The organism is Terriglobales bacterium (assembly GCA_035651655.1).
Classification (GTDB): Bacteria; Acidobacteriota; Terriglobia; order Terriglobales; family Acidobacteriaceae; genus DASRFG01.
In genome coordinates, this window is record DASRFG010000023.1 from 72,058 (window position 1) to 89,693 (window position 17,636).

The 17,636-nt window shown below is 57.6% G+C and carries 15 protein-coding genes; 7 read left to right on the top strand and 8 right to left on the bottom strand.

Annotated features, from left to right (window positions below; genetic code table 11):
- Positions 1–31 precede the first annotated feature (31 nt).
- A complete protein-coding gene (locus VFA76_08765) occupies positions 32–706 on the top strand; it encodes a methyltransferase domain-containing protein (GenBank protein HZR31929.1) in 675 nt (224 codons plus the stop codon).
- A 58-nt stretch (positions 707–764) separates the two neighbouring features.
- Positions 765–1,895, top strand: coding sequence for an FAD-dependent monooxygenase (locus VFA76_08770; GenBank protein ID HZR31930.1), 1,131 nt, complete (start codon positions 765–767; stop codon positions 1,893–1,895).
- Positions 1,896–1,906: 11 nt separating this feature from the next.
- On the opposite strand, the gene VFA76_08775 is transcribed toward VFA76_08770, so the two are convergent.
- Positions 1,907–2,644, bottom strand: coding sequence for a methyltransferase domain-containing protein (locus VFA76_08775; GenBank protein HZR31931.1), 738 nt, complete (start codon positions 2,642–2,644; stop codon positions 1,907–1,909).
- Positions 2,645–2,715: 71 nt separating this feature from the next.
- Positions 2,716–3,297, bottom strand: coding sequence for a polymer-forming cytoskeletal protein (locus VFA76_08780; protein HZR31932.1), 582 nt, complete (start codon positions 3,295–3,297; stop codon positions 2,716–2,718).
- Between the two features lie 584 nt (positions 3,298–3,881).
- Here VFA76_08780 and VFA76_08785 point away from each other — a divergent pair.
- Positions 3,882–4,808: a hypothetical protein gene (locus VFA76_08785; GenBank protein ID HZR31933.1), complete on the top strand. Its 927-nt coding sequence runs from the start codon at positions 3,882–3,884 to the stop codon at positions 4,806–4,808.
- Here VFA76_08785 and menC read toward each other — a convergent pair.
- The 3 genes from menC to mazG are packed head-to-tail and all read right to left on the bottom strand — an operon-like array spanning position 4,805 to position 7,660.
- Entirely contained in the window at positions 4,805–5,935 is a 1,131-nt protein-coding gene (menC, locus tag VFA76_08790) for an o-succinylbenzoate synthase (protein HZR31934.1), read from the bottom strand. The genes VFA76_08785 and menC overlap by 4 nt on opposite strands.
- On the bottom strand, positions 5,925–6,761 hold the full coding sequence (locus VFA76_08795) for a GNAT family N-acetyltransferase (GenBank protein ID HZR31935.1): 837 nt from the start codon (positions 6,759–6,761) through the stop codon (positions 5,925–5,927). Before VFA76_08795 ends, menC begins: the two co-directional genes overlap by 11 nt.
- Complete coding sequence (gene mazG / locus VFA76_08800) at positions 6,758–7,660, bottom strand: nucleoside triphosphate pyrophosphohydrolase (GenBank protein ID HZR31936.1); 903 nt, start codon at positions 7,658–7,660, stop codon at positions 6,758–6,760. The genes VFA76_08795 and mazG overlap by 4 nt, the downstream gene beginning before the upstream one ends.
- Before the next feature lie 167 nt (positions 7,661–7,827).
- Here mazG and VFA76_08805 point away from each other — a divergent pair, with 167 nt between their 5' ends.
- Positions 7,828–9,483 (top strand): glycerol-3-phosphate dehydrogenase/oxidase, encoded by a 1,656-nt coding sequence (locus VFA76_08805; protein ID HZR31937.1) that lies wholly within the window; start codon positions 7,828–7,830, stop codon positions 9,481–9,483.
- Between the two features lie 34 nt (positions 9,484–9,517).
- Here the strand turns inward: VFA76_08805 and VFA76_08810 are convergent, their stop codons facing one another.
- The 3 genes from VFA76_08810 to bshC are packed head-to-tail and all read right to left on the bottom strand — an operon-like array spanning position 9,518 to position 12,196.
- Positions 9,518–10,225, bottom strand: a complete 708-nt coding sequence (locus VFA76_08810) for a glycerophosphodiester phosphodiesterase (GenBank protein HZR31938.1) — start codon at positions 10,223–10,225, stop codon at positions 9,518–9,520.
- Between the two features lies 1 nt (position 10,226).
- The gene (locus VFA76_08815; protein HZR31939.1) at positions 10,227–10,535 is read right to left on the bottom strand and encodes a hypothetical protein; all 309 of its coding nucleotides are present in this window, start codon (positions 10,533–10,535) and stop codon (positions 10,227–10,229) included.
- A gap of 32 nt (positions 10,536–10,567) precedes the next feature.
- Positions 10,568–12,196: a bacillithiol biosynthesis cysteine-adding enzyme BshC gene (gene bshC, locus VFA76_08820; protein HZR31940.1), complete on the bottom strand. Its 1,629-nt coding sequence runs from the start codon at positions 12,194–12,196 to the stop codon at positions 10,568–10,570.
- 359 nt (positions 12,197–12,555) lie between these two features.
- Between bshC and fdh the strand changes: the two genes are divergently transcribed.
- The 3 genes from fdh to nrfD are packed head-to-tail and all read left to right on the top strand — an operon-like array spanning position 12,556 to position 17,629.
- Positions 12,556–15,744 carry a formate dehydrogenase gene (fdh, locus tag VFA76_08825; protein HZR31941.1) on the top strand — a complete coding sequence of 1,063 codons (3,189 nt, stop codon included), beginning with the start codon at positions 12,556–12,558 and terminating at the stop codon, positions 15,742–15,744.
- Positions 15,741–16,556 (top strand): 4Fe-4S dicluster domain-containing protein, encoded by an 816-nt coding sequence (locus VFA76_08830; GenBank protein HZR31942.1) that lies wholly within the window; start codon positions 15,741–15,743, stop codon positions 16,554–16,556. The genes fdh and VFA76_08830 overlap by 4 nt, the downstream gene beginning before the upstream one ends.
- Positions 16,553–17,629 (top strand): NrfD/PsrC family molybdoenzyme membrane anchor subunit, encoded by a 1,077-nt coding sequence (gene nrfD, locus VFA76_08835; GenBank protein HZR31943.1) that lies wholly within the window; start codon positions 16,553–16,555, stop codon positions 17,627–17,629. Before VFA76_08830 ends, nrfD begins: the two co-directional genes overlap by 4 nt.
- The last annotated feature ends 7 nt before the right edge of the window (positions 17,630–17,636 follow it).

Consider the following 17,636-nt stretch of genomic DNA (forward strand, 5'->3'; position numbering starts at 1 on the left):
ACCTTGCTTCCATTTGCATGAGAACGGCGGCATGAAGCGCGTCGTCATCCCCGAACTGCTCGACAGCGACGCGGGGACACCCTCTGAAATTCAAAAATCCCTGGCCGACCTGCGCGGCTTCAACCGCTGGTTTGGGGGGATTGGCTCAACCTGCCAGTTGCTGGCGCGAGTGGCGAGGAAGTCAAGTTTATCCAGCCTTTCGCTGCTGGAAGTAGCATCGGGAGCAGGTTACGTGCCTAAGGTGGTCGCCGAGCGCTTGCGACAGCAAGGCCTAACGCTGCAATTTACCTTGCTAGATCGTTCCCTTGCCCATCTCAGAAACTGTCCAGCTCCGGGTAGGGAACGAGTGGTCGGCGACGCGCGCGCTCTTCCCTTCCGCGATCAAAGCTTTGATGTTGCCGGTTGTGGGCTGTTTGCGCATCATCTGGAGCCGGATGAGATCGTGCAGTTTGTGAATGAGGGACTGCGGGTGGCGAGGAGAGCTGTGGTCATCAACGACCTGGTGCGGCATCCGTTGCATGCGGCGGCGGTATACGCTGGTGTTCCCTTCTATCGCAGCCGGCTAACCCGGCATGATGCGCCCGCGTCCGTTCGCCGCGCTTACACCGAGAAAGAAATTCTGGACATATTGGCAGGTACGCGAGCTCGTCAAGTAGAGCTCTCGCGCCACTACTTCTTCCGCATGGGAATCATTGCCTGGAAATAAATGAGGGCACGTGACCAAACGGCGTCCATCTAATAGGCGTCAGTAAGATCGTCCGAACATGGCAAACATCGTATACGACCTCATTGTAATTGGAGGAGGACCCGCGGGATCGGCAGCAGCGATCACTGCCGCCGCACATGGCGCAACGGTCCTGATGCTGGAGAAAGGGCGGTTTCCTCGGCACAAGGTTTGCGGTGAGTTTATTTCTGCTGAGTCTCTGAGACTCTTGAATTCGTTGCTAGGAAATGGGTCTTTGCTCGCTCGCGCCGTCCCCATCGCAAGTGCAAAGCTTTTTATTGACAATCACGTTATACACACTCCTGTTCACCCTTTTGCGGTGAGCGTTTCGCGCTTTGATTTGGATGCAGCACTTTGGGACGCAGCCGTACACGCCGGGATTGACGCGCGATCCCAAACCACGGTGCGTGGAATTCACGGCAGCGGCCCTTTTAGGGTGGAAACTCCAGATGCTGAATTTCAGGGCCGCAGCGTAATAGACGCGTCGGGCAGATGGTCTAACCTGAGCGGTCGCGGTCGAGCACTCGGGAACGCGAACGGAGCCGCGGACAAATGGATCGGCTTGAAAGCCCACTTCTTCGAATGCAAGCCAGCGACTTCCGTAGATTTGTACTTTTTTGAAGGTGGCTATTGTGGCGTGCAGCCGGCCAGCCTGGCCGGAGGGAACAGCCAATTAATTAACGTGTGCGCAATGGTGAGAAAGAACATGGGCAGCACGCTGGATGCGGTGTTCGCACAAGATCCTGAACTGCATGCACGCAGTCGCAGTTGGGAACCAGCAACGGCATTGGTCACCACCTTTCCATTGCACTTTCGCGGCCCGAAAGCACTTCGCGAAAATATCCTGTTGGCCGGCGATGCTGCCGGATTCATTGATCCTTTTGTGGGTGACGGAATCGCGATTGCCCTGCGGAGTGGAAGAATGGCAGCTCGAGCACTCGCCCCATTCTGGCGGGGCGACACTTCTCTTACCATCGCGGCGCGAGCGTACGAGGAAGCCTACCAGCAAGAACTTTCGCCCTTATTTCGCAATTCCTCACGATTGCGGCGGCTGCTGAACCTCCCCTCGGTAGTGCGATTTCCGTTGCTCAAGCTGGCGAGCCGCGCCAGAGTCGGCAAATTATTGGTTCGCAGCACGCGTGGAACGATCGAACAAGAGCCAGCCGGATAGTAAAGAAAGAATTATCGGGTTACGAGAACTTCGCGAACATTATCGCGGGCAAGAAAGAACTTAATGGCGGAAAAATCGCGGAACAGGTTCTCAATATGTCGGTTATTGAAAACTCGTTGCAACCGATAAGCTGGCACCCGGTCTTCGGCGCCGCGGCTGTAGCCGCCATTGCCCACTTCGGAGAGAAGCGTCGGGGCTGAGACGGTCAACGGCTGCACTTCCAATGTGTCCTTGCCGCCAATGTGATAACGATAAAACGGCGCATCCGGGCCGGCATCCTTGGTGTGAAAGAAGGCCAGAACCAGACCGCCAGGCCGCAGCATGGACCACAAGCGGCCCACCACCGGTTTCACCAGAGACTCCTCCATGAAATCTGCCATGTCCCAAGCCAGCACAGCGTCGAAAGACTGCGAGGCGTAAGCGAGGTTCTCGGCCAGGAATCGCTTTTCGTCGAGAATTTTGTTGTCGTCCTTGTCCCGGTGCACAAGCGTGGGATCACGGGAGGCGAGCAGCACGTCTTCGCTGTAAATTTTGTGGCCCAGTTCGGTAAGGTAGCGGATGTTGGACGCTGAGGTAGGTCCAACGTCGAGCACGCAAAGGGTATCGTGTCCATCGAGGGCGCGAGTAAACTCGCCCAAGCCGCTGGAGCGACGGATGGACCGGGGATGGGAAGTCAGGCCATCGCTATGGCCGGGAGCTCGCGAGGATCCGCGGAAGAGCTTCATGAAACCCTGAGTTACAGAACCCATTTCGACTCGTTGCTCAAGTTTTTACCAGAGTGAATTGCGTTAGTTCAACCCGATCCCGCGCTTGAGGAGTATCAGGGCTTTTTTTGCTCCATACCAGATAGCGGAGCAATCGAAGTGGGTCGCGCCGCAACTGCAGGCGAAGTGGAGCTTGCGGCAGCAACCGCCGTGGTTTCGTGCTTGGCTTCAGTCTTCCCCATTAGAGGCGGCGCAGCAACTTCTTTTACAAGGTCCACCGCTCCTTTGAAAAATGCCCCATCTTCAATCGCAATGCGCTGCGTAGAAATGTTGCCGACAAGAACTGCGGACTTCCGTAGATCCACGCGGTCGGTGCCCTCGACATTGCCGTCAACTTTTCCGTGAATGACCACACCACGCGCCTGTACCCGGGCGCGGATTTGGCCATTTGGCCCAATGGTAAGAGTGTGTCCCTTTAACTGAACGCTTCCTTCCACCTGGCCGTCAATGTAGAGGTCTTCACTGCCGGAGACCTCACCTTTGATCACGACCGACTTGCCTATCCTGGCCACATCGCTTGCGAGAGTGTCAAAGGCAGAAGATTGCGTTCCTGGCCTTCTGCCGACCTCGTGGCTCGCATTACCGAATGGCTGTTGGGACATCCCGGTGGGCTCTCCTTCGTCTTTTTTCTTCCACATAGTCCCGTGCTCCTCGCAAACCATGAGTTCGCAGCCGCCCGTCAGTGGCCGCAATTTGCTTCGGTGTGGCTGGACGAGGAACTCTGCTTGGTGCTTGGATTTTAACCCATCATCCCTCAAATTGCCCCGGTAGATTTGCCAGGTGCCCCGCCTGACACCAAACCGGACGCCAGCGCGAGAACGTCGGGATGCTCATTTGGAGGTGGAGCGTAGATTCCGCCAGCAATCCGGCCTTACGCTACTAGTCCCAAGGCCGCGGGGGCCTGGGGGCCCCGGGTGATATCAATTTGGCATCTACCTTGCTAGAAGAACAGCGTCGACCCGGTCGGAAGGGTCGCGCTAACCGGGTGAGATCGAAAAAAACCAGGGGAACAACGATTTCTCTCGCGCGTGGCTCGTATCTTCAATGGGACTGCCTATTTCGAGCGGGTCGACATGGCTTTAAACCACCTAATCCTCCCTCGGGACCGGCGGCAACGCTGGTCCTTCTTTTTAAGGCCTGAAAGGGGGCCGGGGAAGGGAGAAGCAACAGCTTTGGTATTTAGTGACTCTAATTGGGTAAACTGCTCTACACAGGGTTCCAAATGAGACCCAAGACAATCTCTCGGTGGTTGGTGGCCATGGGGATGTTTTTCAGCTTGGCACCCCCCGTTTTGCTCAAGGCCCAAACCACTACGTCCGGCCAATGCTGCCAGCCGGCTCCCCCAGCCATTAATGCGAATGAACTGGTTCGCCGCGCGGTGGCTAATGAAGTAAAGGCCAACACCGATGGTGTATCCATGATGTTTCGTGTCCGCAGGCAGACCGCCAAAGCCACGCAGACCCGCGAATATGTCGAGACCCGCGAGGGGACAGCGGGCATGCTGGTTGCGGTAGATGACAAGCCACTGAATGCCCAGCAGCATCAGCAGGAAATGGCGCGGCTGGAGAACATTGTCAACAATCCCTCCGAAATCCGTAAAAAGCAGAAACAGCAGAAGGAAGATTCCGAACGCGTGCTGCAGATGGTGAAAACTCTGCCCGATGCATTCCGCTATGAGTACGTGGGCATTGAGCACTCCAAAGATGGGGACGAACTGGTGCGACTGAAGTTCTGGCCGAACCCGGCATTCGAGCCGCCCTCCCGTGAGCAGGAAGTGTTCACCGGGATGAATGGCTTTCTGCTGATTGATACAAAACGGCAGCGCATTGCCCGGATTGACGGCACCCTCTTCAAAGACGTGAATTTCGGCTGGGGCATTCTGGGTCACCTCAACCAGGGTGGCCGATTCGTGGTAGTGCAAGGACCTGCTGCGGAGGGGTACTGGACCACCACTCACATGCAACTGAATTTTACGGGTAAGGCCCTGCTGTTTAAATCCATACGCATTCAAGAAGTGGAAGACTCAGCGGGATTCCGCCGTGTGCCCAACAACCTGACGTTCGCGCAAGGGATTGACCTGCTGAAGAAAGAAGATGGCGTACTGGCGGAGAACCAGAGCGCCGCCACCTCTGACAGCGCTCGCCACTAAGACGCTATCGAAGCGCTCTCGCCGCGTATCGTTTCCTTCCGGACCGTAAGCCGTTCGATAAGATCCTCGCGCACCCGGTATCCGGTTCCTGGCTGGTCAGAAATGGCGATCGTACCGTTGGGCGCGACCTCGACTGCGGGCTCGACGATGTCCTCTTTCCAATAACGCTTGGAAGAGGAAACGTCGCCCGGCAGCTTAAAGTTCTTCAAGCTTGAGAGCGCAATATTGTGGACGCGCCCCACGCCCGATTCCAACATGCCGCCGCACCAATTTGCAATCCCGTGCCCCTCGGAAACATTGTGCACCTGGATGGCCTCGCTGAAGCCCCCCACCCGGCCCACCTTGATATTGATGATCCCGCAGGAATGCAGTTCCGCCGCAGCGTCGGCATCGCGCGCGTTGCGTATGGACTCGTCCAAGCAGATCGTGGACTTGAGCTGCTTCTGCAGCTTGGCATGAAAATAGAGATCGTCGTTCCACAAGGGCTGTTCAATCATGAGCAACTTGAAGCGGTCGAATTTCTTGAGGTGCTCAACGTCGTTCATGGTGTAGGCGGAATTTGCATCGCAGCTCAAAAGAATCTCGGGCCAGCGTTGGCGGATACGCTCCAGCACATTCACATCCCAACCGGGTTTCACTTTCACCTTGATGCGCTGGTACCCGGCCGCTAGTTCAGTTTCGATTTTCTCAAGTAACTGCTCGACATTGTCCTGAATTCCGATAGAGACGCCGCATGCGATCTGCTGTCGTGTGCCGCCAAGCAGCTTCCACAGCGGCTGCTTTTTTTCACGTGCTTCCACATCCCAAAGCGCGTTCTCCACTGCCGCTTTGGCCATGCGGTGTTCGCGCACACGCGCAAAAAAGGGCACGCATTCGCGTCCGGCCGTAAAGGCCCGACCCATAATTGCCGGGGCGAGATAATTCGTGATGACCGACCATGCGGTTTCAACCGTCTCCTCGCTGTAAAACGGGTCCTCCCCGGCGACACATTCAGCCCATCCATCCAAGCCTTGGCAATGGACGGTTACCAGCATGACGCGGCGGTTATAAGTCCGCCCAAAGCTGGTCTCAAAAAAATGGACCAGCGGCATATGAATTTCGCGAAGGGTCACAGCTTCAATTTTCATTTGTGTAGTTCGCCTTGGAAGCGTACGACCAATCCTCGTCCCAACGTCCCAGCAGGAATGTGCCGTTCCCTACGGCATCGCGATCATACCCAAGGACCGCCAAGCCATCGGCAAATGCTTGCAGGAATTGCTCGCGGTTACGGCCCTGCACATCGGCAGCTTTGGCGCGGTCGTGATCCGCGGCTTTCCAGTCGTAGATCTTGGCGGGGACGGAAATCTTGATTTGCGTCTGGGCAACGGGACGTTTTCCGGTAGTCAACAATGATTCAACCCTTCGCGATCTGAGCCACCACTCGGCTACAAGACGATCGGTGGGCAAAAAACCCTGCAGAGGCGAAGAGGTGATTCCGTACTGATTGATGTTATATCGGCGTGCAATTGCTCCCAGCTTCTCCAGGTTCAGATAGGCATTCTTGATTTCCAGAGGATCGAAGGTCCATTCGATAAGCTCGATACCGCGACTGAGCGCTTCCTCACGCTGAAACAGTTTCATCCGCCTGCCCAGTCCACGATTGCGGTAGGCCTCCTTAACGGCCAGCATATGGGAATGAAGATAAGCATGACCGGTGCGCACGCCGGGAACGGAGAGCGCAAATCCAACTAGATTCTTCCCTTCAAACGCACCGATGGCCTGGCCTCCAACTTTTGCAGCTACCACGAAAAGGCGCAGTGGCACCAGTTCTGCATCGGTGAAGTTCCAGACTTCGCGTTGCAGCTCGATGCAGGCGCGAAACTCATCTAATCCACGGCAGTTACGGACTTCAACGACTTCGTGCGTTTTGGGCGCGTTCTTCTGCGGATTGGCTTTCACCGGGGCGGCTGTCATCGCGTCACGCTTTCCTGCTGTTTGGCTTGTTGCCATAAGGATTCGAGCTCGTCGAGAGAGGCTTGTTGTGGTTCGCGACCTCTTGCCCGTAATTGCTCTTCCATCCATTGAAAACGGCGCTTGAATTTCCGATTGGTCTTCTTCAATGCCGACTCGGGATCGAGCGACAAATAGCGCGCAATGTTGACCAGCACGAAGAAAAGGTCCCCAACTTCTTCCTCGACTTTGGCAAGCAGTTCATCAGGGATTTTTTGACCCGTGGCGCCAGCAATGCCGCGGTCGTGCGGCTTGGGCGCAACTGGCAAGCGGCTGAGCTGTTGCCGAAGCTCGTCGGTTTCCTCATTCAGTTTCTCAAATAAGCCTTCCATGTTCGGCCAGTCGAAGCCGACGTGCGCGGCCCTCGAACTGAGTTTATAAGCCTCTAGAAGTGCGGGGATTCCAGATGAGACGCCGGCGAGCACCGATTGCGGTGAAGAGTTGTCATGCGCTGATTTGCCTCCGCCAGCGGCGAGGCGCTTCTTCTTCTCCTCGGCTTTCAGGGCCTCCCAGTTACGTAATACGTCTGAGGATGTCTCTGCCTTCACATCTCCGAAGACGTGCGGATGACGATGTACGAGCTTCATTGAGAGACGGTCCAGCACATCATCGATGGAGAAGCTTCCCTGCTCTTTCGCCATCTCCGCATAAAATAAAACCTGCAGCAGAAGATCACCCAGCTCACCCGTGAGCTCCTGCCAATCGCGGTTGTCTATGGCCTCGAGAACCTCGTAGGTTTCTTCCAAGGTAAAAGGCTTAATGGAGTCGAAGGTCTGCTCGCGGTCCCATGGACATCCGCCAGGGGCGCGCAATCGCGCCATGATGGCCACTGCCCGCTCAAACCTTTCGCCGGTGGAGGACATTGCAAACTACTGTAAATGAGCGGGAGCCTTATTGTCAGTGGTCAGTTATCCTTTGCCGGTGCGCGGTCAGTACTCAGTTGTCGCCTGAGCGAAGCTATCACCCAGCGTAACTTCCCGAACCGAGTGATACGTGCGACATTAAGCCATACTGCCGCGCCGCATCTAAAATGGTCGAGGTGGATACGGCAATACCAATCCGGCCCAGCCTAGACGGACGACATTTCGACATTGTCGTAATCGGAGGCGGGATCAATGGCGTGGCGATTGCGCGGGAGTGTGCGCGTGCAGGACGCTCCACGCTGCTGGTCGAGCGGCATGATTTCGCGGCCGGCACCACCAGCCGTTCCACCCGGATCATCCACGGTGGGCTGCGGTACCTGGAACACGGTGAAATCGGATTAGTACGCGAATCTTTGCGGGAGCGCCAGCAACTTCTGCGTGAGCGACCTTACCTGGTTCGGCCCATTGAGTTCCTGCTGGCCCTTGGACCTGATGCGCGCCGGAGCGCACTCGAGATCCGTTTTGGGCTGTGGCTCTACAAGCGCTTTGCAGGCCGGACCGGATTGCATCGCAATGGCAACTCTGCCGCGGAACTGGAGCGAGTGCTGGATCGCGGCAGCCGCTGGAGTGTTTTCAGCTACGAAGATGCGCAATGTGAGTTTCCGGAGAGGCTGGTTGCGGAGTGGCTTTTCGATGCGACCGAAGCCGGAGCTGCAGCACGCAGCCACACCGAGGTCCTCGAACTGGAAGTTCGCGATGGTTGTGTGCGATCGGTGCTGCTAAAAGACACTCCAAGCGGTACGGAAGTTCGGGTAATCGCGGATTGGGTCATCAATGCGACCGGCCCTTGGGCAGACCGCTTCTGCGAGATGGCGGGAGTGCGTGCTCCCCGGATGATTGGGGGCGTGCGCGGATCGCACATTGTTTTGCCCAAGCCGGCTGAGATACCGGCGGCGGCGGTTTACACCGAAGCGGTAGATGGCCGGCCGATATTTCTGGTTCCCTGGAACGGTCAACTGCTGGTAGGAACAACCGAGGTAGCACAATCCGAAGATCCCGGTATCGCCCAGCCGACTGCGGACGAGATTGCTTATTTACTGGATTCTGTACGTATTAAGTTTCCCAATGCGGATTTCAGATTTGACCAGATTCGGTACTCCTACGCGGGAGTTCGTCCTCTGCCTTATGCGCCGGCGGAAAGTCCGTCGGCGGTGACCCGGCGTCACCTGCTACACGATCATCTGGAGGACGGGGCGGCACGCTTGATCTCGGTGATTGGGGGGAAGCTGACCACCGCTGCCAGCCTGGCCCGGCAATGTGCGCGCAAAGTCGGAATCAGCGCAGCGGAACCCAGAGGGGTATCGGTGAGGTCCGCGGCTGTTGATTTGGAAGCGCTGTTGGGTAATTGGGCCGCGCAAGTGGCCGCGGAATACGGCATTCCAGCAAATACGGCACGGGCAATGGCGGGGTGGTATGGACCGAGAGCGGAGTCTGTTGCTCGGATCGCGAAGGCAGATGAGGCGCTGCGCAAGCCACTGTGTCCCCACACAGAGCACATTGCGGCTGAGGGGGTAAGCGCATTTCAGAATGAGTACGCTGTAACATTAGCGGATGTCCTGCTTCGACGCGTGCCGGTGGGGCTGGGTGGCTGCTGGTCAGAGGATTGCAGCACGGCGGCGGCGCTAGCGATTGGAAAAGCGATGGGCTGGGCTGAGGCGCAGATTGCCTCTGAACTGGAGAATGCAATCGCAGAGCGGGAGGCTTTTCTGCGTAAGCCAGAAAAGTCCGGAATGCCCGCCGAATTTAATCTGCAATCGAAATAATTTTGCTGCGTGAACTGTCCTGGCTCATCCGTTTTCATCCCAAGGTGCGCGCCAAAAGTATGGGATCGTCCGAGATCACACCATCTACTCCCAATTCCGCGGCGCGGTGCATCACTCGTTCCGAGTTTACGGTCCAGGTGAAAACCTGCTTTCCCGCCGCGTGCAATTCCTGGATCAGCTTCTGCGTGAGCAGCTTGTGATGAGGTATCACGAATTGGACGGGCAACTCGGCCCAGTGAGCCAACTGACGCTTGCTGTCACAGATCAATCCCAATGGAACGTCTGTGGCGCGCCGGTGCAAGGCTTTGACTATTTGAGGATGAAACGATGAGACTACGTACCCGCGGTGGGGCGGGTGGGCCTGCAACAGCGCGATGACGTTCTTTTCCAGGTCGGGGACTTTTAATTCAAGGTTGAGAAAGGCACGGTCGGCATAGTGCGCCAGCACGTCCTGAAGGCGGGCAAGCAGCACCGCCTGCTGGGCCAGGGTCAACGCAACGCTGGCGGGTTTACCAGAGGAGAGTTTTCGGAGGCGGGCCTTGACCAGGGCTTCATAAGACCGGCGTGACACAGTTAAACCGTGCAACCTGGAGTCATGGCAGACGACGGCTTCCCCATCTTTGGTGCGCCGAAGGTCGAACTCAAAGCCGTCACAACCGGCGTTGAGCGCAAGCTGAAACGCTGCCAGTGAGTTTTCTGGAACACTGTGGACGCGGGCGCCGCGGTGGCCGAGCAGCAGCACGCTAGTCGAGATCGAAATCGCGGATGGGTTTGCCAGTGTCGGGCGTTTCTTTGGCCCGCTTCATGGCTTCCTGGAACTTCTTTTCCAGCAAGTCAGCAGCGTGTTTTTGGGCCTCGACTGATTGCCGAAAAACCGACTCGCGCCTGCTGTCCTGTTCTTTCATGGCGCGCGCGGCTTCTTCCATGTCGTTAAAAGTCTTGGGCCGTACCGGAGCGACATGGGAAATTATGCCCTGCGTGGCCGGATCAATTTTGAGAACCGCGCTGCAACATGGGCAGGTGACTTCGAAAGCTGGAGCGCCCTTGGGCATAGGCTGATGATACCGCAGATCAGAAGAAGAAGTTACAGGTAGATGATCTGGTGATCGGGACAGGCAGCGCCGGTCGCCTGATACAGGCGCTCAAGCAGCTCCAGACCATGACGGCCGAGAAAAGAAACACCTCCGATCTCTCGTTCTTGCAATTCCTTGCGCGGATAAAGCGAATTGCTAAGCTGGAGTGCGTGGCGGGCCAGGATCTCTTTTCTACGTAACTCCGCGCGAGCGGCGCGGGCACGCAACTGCTCGAGCTGGTAATTCATCTTTGAGGCGGCACGCTGAGCCGCATCGACCAGTGTGGGATCGAGTTTCCTCAGCGCTTCTCGAATCGTGTTGACCGAACGCTCCAGCGTTTTCTCGGCGGAATCGAATGCGGCCTGCAATTCCGGCGGCAACACTCGCGTAGCCAGCAGTTGCTGTACCTCTTCCAAGCCATGCAATAGGTCTCTTAACCCCACCCGATAGCGCTCCATCAATTCTCGGGGCTTGGGCTCAACCAGAGTAGCGCTGAAGCGCGGCAGAACCGGCGTGATCCGTTGCAAGAGCTTCTCGTAAACCACCGCTGCCTGGGCAAAATAGGCAATCTCCGCCGGCCCCGCGACATAGGCCAGCGTGGGCAACAGGAAGTCCTGGACCACGGGCCGCAGCAGGACGTTGGCGCTGAAATCCTGCGGGCGCTCGGCGATGCGCTTCAGCAGTTCGGCCGACGAAATTTTCTCCTGCCCAACGCGGAAGCCATTGCCATTTGCCCCGCTGGTAACGCCGCCACCCCGGTGAATGACGACACGCGCCCCATTACGAACCGTAAACAATAGCGTGGACAGGGGCGTGACCTTCACCTGTTCGTGATACCCAGCCTTGGTCAGCTCCTGCCCGCGGCGGAGCAGCGCGTCATCCAGGGCAACGGCGTGTTCGGCGGCGGCACTATAGATGGGTCGCGCAAGCGTGTGAAGTTCTGGATCAGCGGCATCCAGCATGATCACGCCCCAGCGGCTCAGCAGGTTGGTGAACAGCCGGGCGAAGGCGTCGCCCAAGGTGACTCCGGGGCGATATGCCTGGCGCAAAATCTCAGTGATCTCAGACTCACCCAGAACTTCGGCAGCTTGCGCAACCAGCTCACGAATGTCGGAGGCTAAGGGGATCTTATTGAGAGGAGCGTCCAGCACATCATGGGATGACGTTTTCAGACTGTGCAGTGTTCCTTCCGGGCCGAGCAGGTCGGTGTGATTGACCTCCGCCAGGTCATGGTCCTCGGTGGCGAGCCAGAAGATGGGCACGCAGTCCACGCCTGAGGCTGTCGCCTCGGCAGACATTCGAACCGCGGAAAGCGCCTTGAATATTGCGAACAGCGGCCCTCCAAAAAGCCCTACCTGCTGCCCGGTAACCACACAAGCCGCGCCCTTACGAAACCGCGCCAGGTTTGTTTTGGTTTCAGGGCCGGCACCCCAGCTTTGATTTTGTCGCTCGAGGATGACTGCGACGCGCTGCCGCCGTGCGTCGTCATAGCCTATTTGGCCGGCTTCGTTCTCCGCCCATTGCTTGAGATCAGGAACTCGCGCATAAAACTGCTGTACACGCGGATGGTTATATAGAAAATCTGAGAACAAGCGGGTGCTGTGCGGAATCTGTGTGAATGGCAGACACTCCGAGCCCACTAGCACCCCTCCTGACCTCGAGATTGCATGCACCCCATGATCATGGTCAGCAGCGTCATTTATTAGACGACCATTGTACGGCCCAGGCTAAATCAGATGTCATAATCGCCTCCGGGATGCAATCGTTGGTGGGAGCTCGGCCCTGAAGCGGCACAGAAAGGCCGTTCGGACATTCCCGGCCTCCCGCCTGATAGCTGAGGACCAGTCCCGGCTGCATTTGACCAGCACCGTCGCGGAATACAAGGTTTTCCGCGCTTACGGCGATCATCGGGTGTTCGCGATTGGCAACCCGACCTGTTGTTCTATGTTCTCAAATAGGAGACCTGACTCCTACTGCGTCCCTGTAATCTAGATGCCTCATGATCAAAGGATTGCTTAACCGCTGGCCGCTGATACAACAGATCAAGACTGGTGGCGATGGAACCGGTCCCGAGGCCTGGACCGAACACACTCACAAGCTCCGCCCTAAAACCCAAGGCGCGGAGGTGACTCGCTCGATTTGTCCTTACTGCGCGGTGGGTTGTGGGCAGCTGATTTTTCACAAAAACGGCAAGATGATCTCGATCGAGGGCGATCCTGAGTCTCCGGTTTCTCGGGGCCATCTTTGTCCCAAGGGTGCGGACACCTTCGAGCTGCACACTCATCCCGCGCGGCTCAAGAAAGTTCGTTATCGCCGCCCATATTCCACTCAGTGGGAGGATCTCGACCTTGAAACCGCAATGGACATGGTTGCCGACCGCCTCTGGGAAAGCCGTGAGCGCACCTTTGTTGAGCGACAGGACGGCCAAGTAGTCGCGCACACCAAAGCTATTGCGCATCTTGGCGGAGCCACGCTGGACATCGAGGAAAATTACTTAATCAAGAAGCTCTTCACCGGCGGCTTGGGCATGGTGTGCCTCAGCAACCAGGCCCGAATATGACATAGCTCCACCGTGCCCGGTCTGGGCACCTCCTTCGGACGTGGGGGCGCGACCACCGCGCAACAAGACCTCATCAACGCTGACGCGATCCTCATTATGGGATCGTCGATGGCAGAGAACCATCCGGTGGGCTTCCAGTGGGTGACGGCTGCTCGCGAACGCGGCGCCAAAATCATTCACGTTGATCCGCGGTTTAACCGCACTTCGGCAATGTCCGACATTTGGGTGCCGCTGCGCGCCGGGACCGACATTCTTTTCCTCGGCGGTCTGATTCACTACGCTCTCGAACACGGAAAGGAGTTTCGCGAATACCTGGTGCACTACACCAATGCACCCATGATCCTCCGCGAGGACTTTCGCGACACCGAAGACCTGGGCGGAGTTTTCTCCGGCTGGAATGCCCAGGAGCGGAAGTACAGCCCCGAGACCTGGCTTTACGAAGGCGCGCCGCGCAAAGATACCGCCAGCGAGCACCCGGGCCACGCTGAGGCCGGCGGCGGACATGGCAAGGATCGTGGCGGCGAAGCGGGAGAACTCAGGGACTACCACACCGATCCCACGTTGCAGCATCCCCGCTGTGTTTACCAGGTGCTGAAAAAACATTTTTCTCGCTACACGCCGGAGATGATCGAGCAGCACTGCGGCATTCCCAAAGACGTATTCCTGAAAACCGCAGAGACCTTCACTTCAGCCTCTGGGCCGGACAGGACAGCGGCAATCTGCTACGCGGTTGGTTGGACCCAGCATTCCAAGGGAGTGCAGATTATCCGAGCTGCTTCGGTCCTACAGCTTGTGTTGGGCAACATAGGTCGGCCGGGCGGGGGCATCCTCGCATTGCGCGGTCACGCCTCGATACAAGGCTCCACTGACATTCCGACTCTGTACGACATTCTGCCCGGCTATCTCCCCATGCCATTCTTCGAGGCAGACTCCCACGACTTCAAGCAATACTTGAAGAAGCACAGCTCTAAGACCGGGCTCTGGGCCAATTTCGACAAATACTTCATAAGCTTGCTCAAAGCCTGGTACGGCGACGCAGCCACCGAAAAAAACAACTGGGGCTTTGATTGGATGCCCCGCGTTACCGGCGACCACTCTCACTTCGGATACTGGCTCGACATGGCTGATGGCAAATTGGAAGGCCTGTTCGTCATGGGCCAAAACCCAGCCGTGGGCGCGCCCAATAGTCGCCTGGAGCGCAAGGCGATGGCCAAGCTGAAGTGGCTGGTGGTGCTCGACATGGTGGAGACCGAGACCGCGTCATTCTGGAGCGACTCGCCCGAGGTAGAACGCGGCGAACTCGATCCCGAGAAAATCGGTACAGAAGTCTTCCTCTTCCCCGCTGCCGGGCAAGGCGAAAAAGATGGCACCTTCACCAACACTCAGCGCATGTTGCAGTGGCACAACAAAGCAGTCGATCCCCCCGGCGACGCCCGCAGCGACACCTGGTTTATGTACCATCTGGGCCGCCGCATAAAAGAGAAGGCTCGCAAGGATCCCCATCCGCGCAACGCTGGCTTGAACGCGCTCACCTGGGACTATCCCACTCACGGCGCGGACGCCGAACCAGATGTTGAAGCAATACTTCAAGAGATTAATGGCTGGACGGTTGCTGATCACAGGCTGCTGGAGAATTTCAAATCGCTAAAGAATGATGGTTCGACCGCCTGTGGCTGCTGGATTTACTCCGGTGTCTTCCCTAATCCCGCGGAAAACAAGGCCAACAAGCGCAAGCCCAAAGGACTGCTGGGGCACGGCTGGGGCTTCGCCTGGCCCGGTGATGTCCGCATTCTTTATAACCGCGCCTCGGCACGCCCCGACGGCAAGCCATGGAGCGAGCGCAAGAAGCTAATCTGGTGGGACGAAGAAAAGAAAAAATGGACGGGTAGCGACACGCCAGACTTCGATCTGGAAAAGCCTCCGGGTTACAAGGGTGACCTGAAAAAGAAAACCGGTACTGAGGCTCTGGCTGGCGACAAGCCTTTCATCCTGCATCCAGATGGCACGGGTTGGATTTACGTAAGCAGCGGATTGAAAGATGGTCCACTTCCCACCCACTACGAGCCGCTTGAGTCTCCAGTGCGCAATGCCCTGTATCCCAAGCAGCAAACTGATCCGGCAGTGGACAAGAAAGAACGCACCGATAATCCATACGCCTTCTCGCCGGGAGACGAGCGCTTTCCTTATGTTCTGACTACCTATCGACTCACCGAGCATCACACTGCCGGGGGTATGACGAGAACTCTATCGCATTTATGCGAGTTGCAGCCCGAGCTGTTTACGGAAGTCTCGCCAGAGCTGGCGGCAGAAGTCCAATTAGAACACGGAGGCTGGGCGACGATTACTACTCCGCGCGCCATTGTGCAGGCTCGCGTACTGGTCACTACACGCATGCGGCCGCTGTGGGTCGACGGACGCACCGTGCACCAGGTTGGGCTGCCGTATCATTGGGGCTACAAGGGTCGGGTGAAGGGCGATATTGTGAACGACTTGATTGCAATCTCTGAAGAACCCAACGTGCGCATCATGGAAAGTAAAGCGCTGGTGTGCAATATTGCTCCCGGCCGGCGCGCATCCGGTCCGGCCGCACTCGAACAACTGAAAGAACATCTGGCGAAACCCGCATGAGCATAACTGCGTTTCTCACCGATTCCACGTTGTGCATCGGCTGCAAAGCCTGCGAGGTCGCGTGCAAAGAGTGGAACGGCGTGGGCGAGGACGGCCTGAACTGGAGCGGATTTTCCTATGACAATACCGGCGCGGTCGGCGCTTCCACCTGGCGGCATGTGAAATTTGTAGAAAACGAGCCGCAGCCTGGATTCGGCGGCAACGCCGCGGACTTAAACTCCTGGACGTTTTCTTCCGACGTGTGCAAGCACTGCGAGCAGGCTGGTTGCTTAGAAGCGTGCCCAACCGGCTCGATTGTGCGCACTGAATTCGGCGGTGTTTACGTTCAACCCGACGTGTGCAACGGCTGCTCGTACTGTGTGGTCTCTTGTCCCTTCGGCGTTATTCAGAAAAACGAGAAAGATGGACGTGCGTTCAAGTGCACCTTCTGCTATGACCGGCAAAAAGTCGGCCTCACGCCGGCGTGCGCCAAGGCGTGCCCGACTGAATCCATCAAGTTCGGCGAAATCAACGAATTACGCTTGGCTGCTCAAGGACGAGTTGAAGAGTTGCGCAGCCGCGGCATGGACGACGCTCGAATCTACGATCCGCAAGACACCAGCGTAGAAGGCATTCACGCATTCTTCATCATGCGTGGCGATCCCCGGACGTACAACCTGCCGCCGAAACCAGAGATACCCACTATCTATGCTCGCGACGGCTGGCGCGCCTCGGCCATTGGCTCAGCAATGCTGGTAGGCGGCGCACTCCTGGCATTTCTGGCGTCGCCCAAAGATAAGGGCTTCCGCAAGCGGAGAAGATTGCTGCGATGAGCACCGATCCCCTGCCCGAGCGCAAGCCTCCTCGCACACCTGACGCAAGCAGCGAAGCTCGCCTGCTGGAAATTCGCCGCGAAGCAGAGACCAGGGGCCGCGTAGAAGCGCCTGGTGTTCGCCTTCCCGGAGCTCCCTTCCCCAAGGCCTCGCCCGAAACCGGCTACTACGGCATTCCTATGCTGAAGCAGCCGCAGTGGAAGTGGGAGGTTCCTCTTTACTTTTTCGTCGGCGGCGCTGCGGGGTCGGCAGCGGTGATCGGCGCCGTCGCCAACTGGGTGGCGCGTGATCGCGAACTCACGCGACACGCACGCCTGATCGCAGCGGGCGGCGGCATGTTGTCCACCGGCTTGCTGATCGCGGACCTGGGCCGGCCGGAACGATTCCTCAACATGCTCAGGGTGTTCAAAAAGCAAAGTCCCATGTCGGTCGGCGCCTGGGTACTGGCGGCATTCAGCACTTTCTCAGGCGCAACCGCGTTTGCAGAATTGCTGGGCGAGAAATTCGACTTCACGCCCGTCAGGGTGCTGGCCAATGTTTCGGAGACATTCTCCGCCGCCCTCGGTCTTCCCTTCCACAACTACACCGGCGTGTTGATCGGCGCGACCGCAATTCCAGTCTGGAATCAGAACATCAGCACGCTGCCAATACACTTTGGAATGTCCGGATTGAACTCCGCCGTCTCGATCCTGGAGCTGCTGGGCCATCGCAACGCAGCGCTCAACGCGCTCGGAATCGGAGCGGCCGCGTTTGAAACTTGGGAGGGCTTCCACATTGAGCGACGGGGCGATCCCGTACTTCGGCCTTTGAAGCGGGGTACAAGCGGATGGATTACCCGTGTGGGCGGCGTGCTTTCCGGACCCGCGCCGCTGGCATTGCGGATTGTGGCCGCACTTAGTGGCTCACGCCAGATGCGCCGCACGGCGGCCTGGTCGAGTATTGCGGGATCGCTGCTGACTCGTTATGGATGGATGCAAGCCGGCCATGCCTCCGCGAAAAACTGGCGATTGCCGCTCGAAATCGAAGAACGCTCAGAAAAAATATCAACGATTCAGTCGTCCCCACGGGACTAGAGTTCTC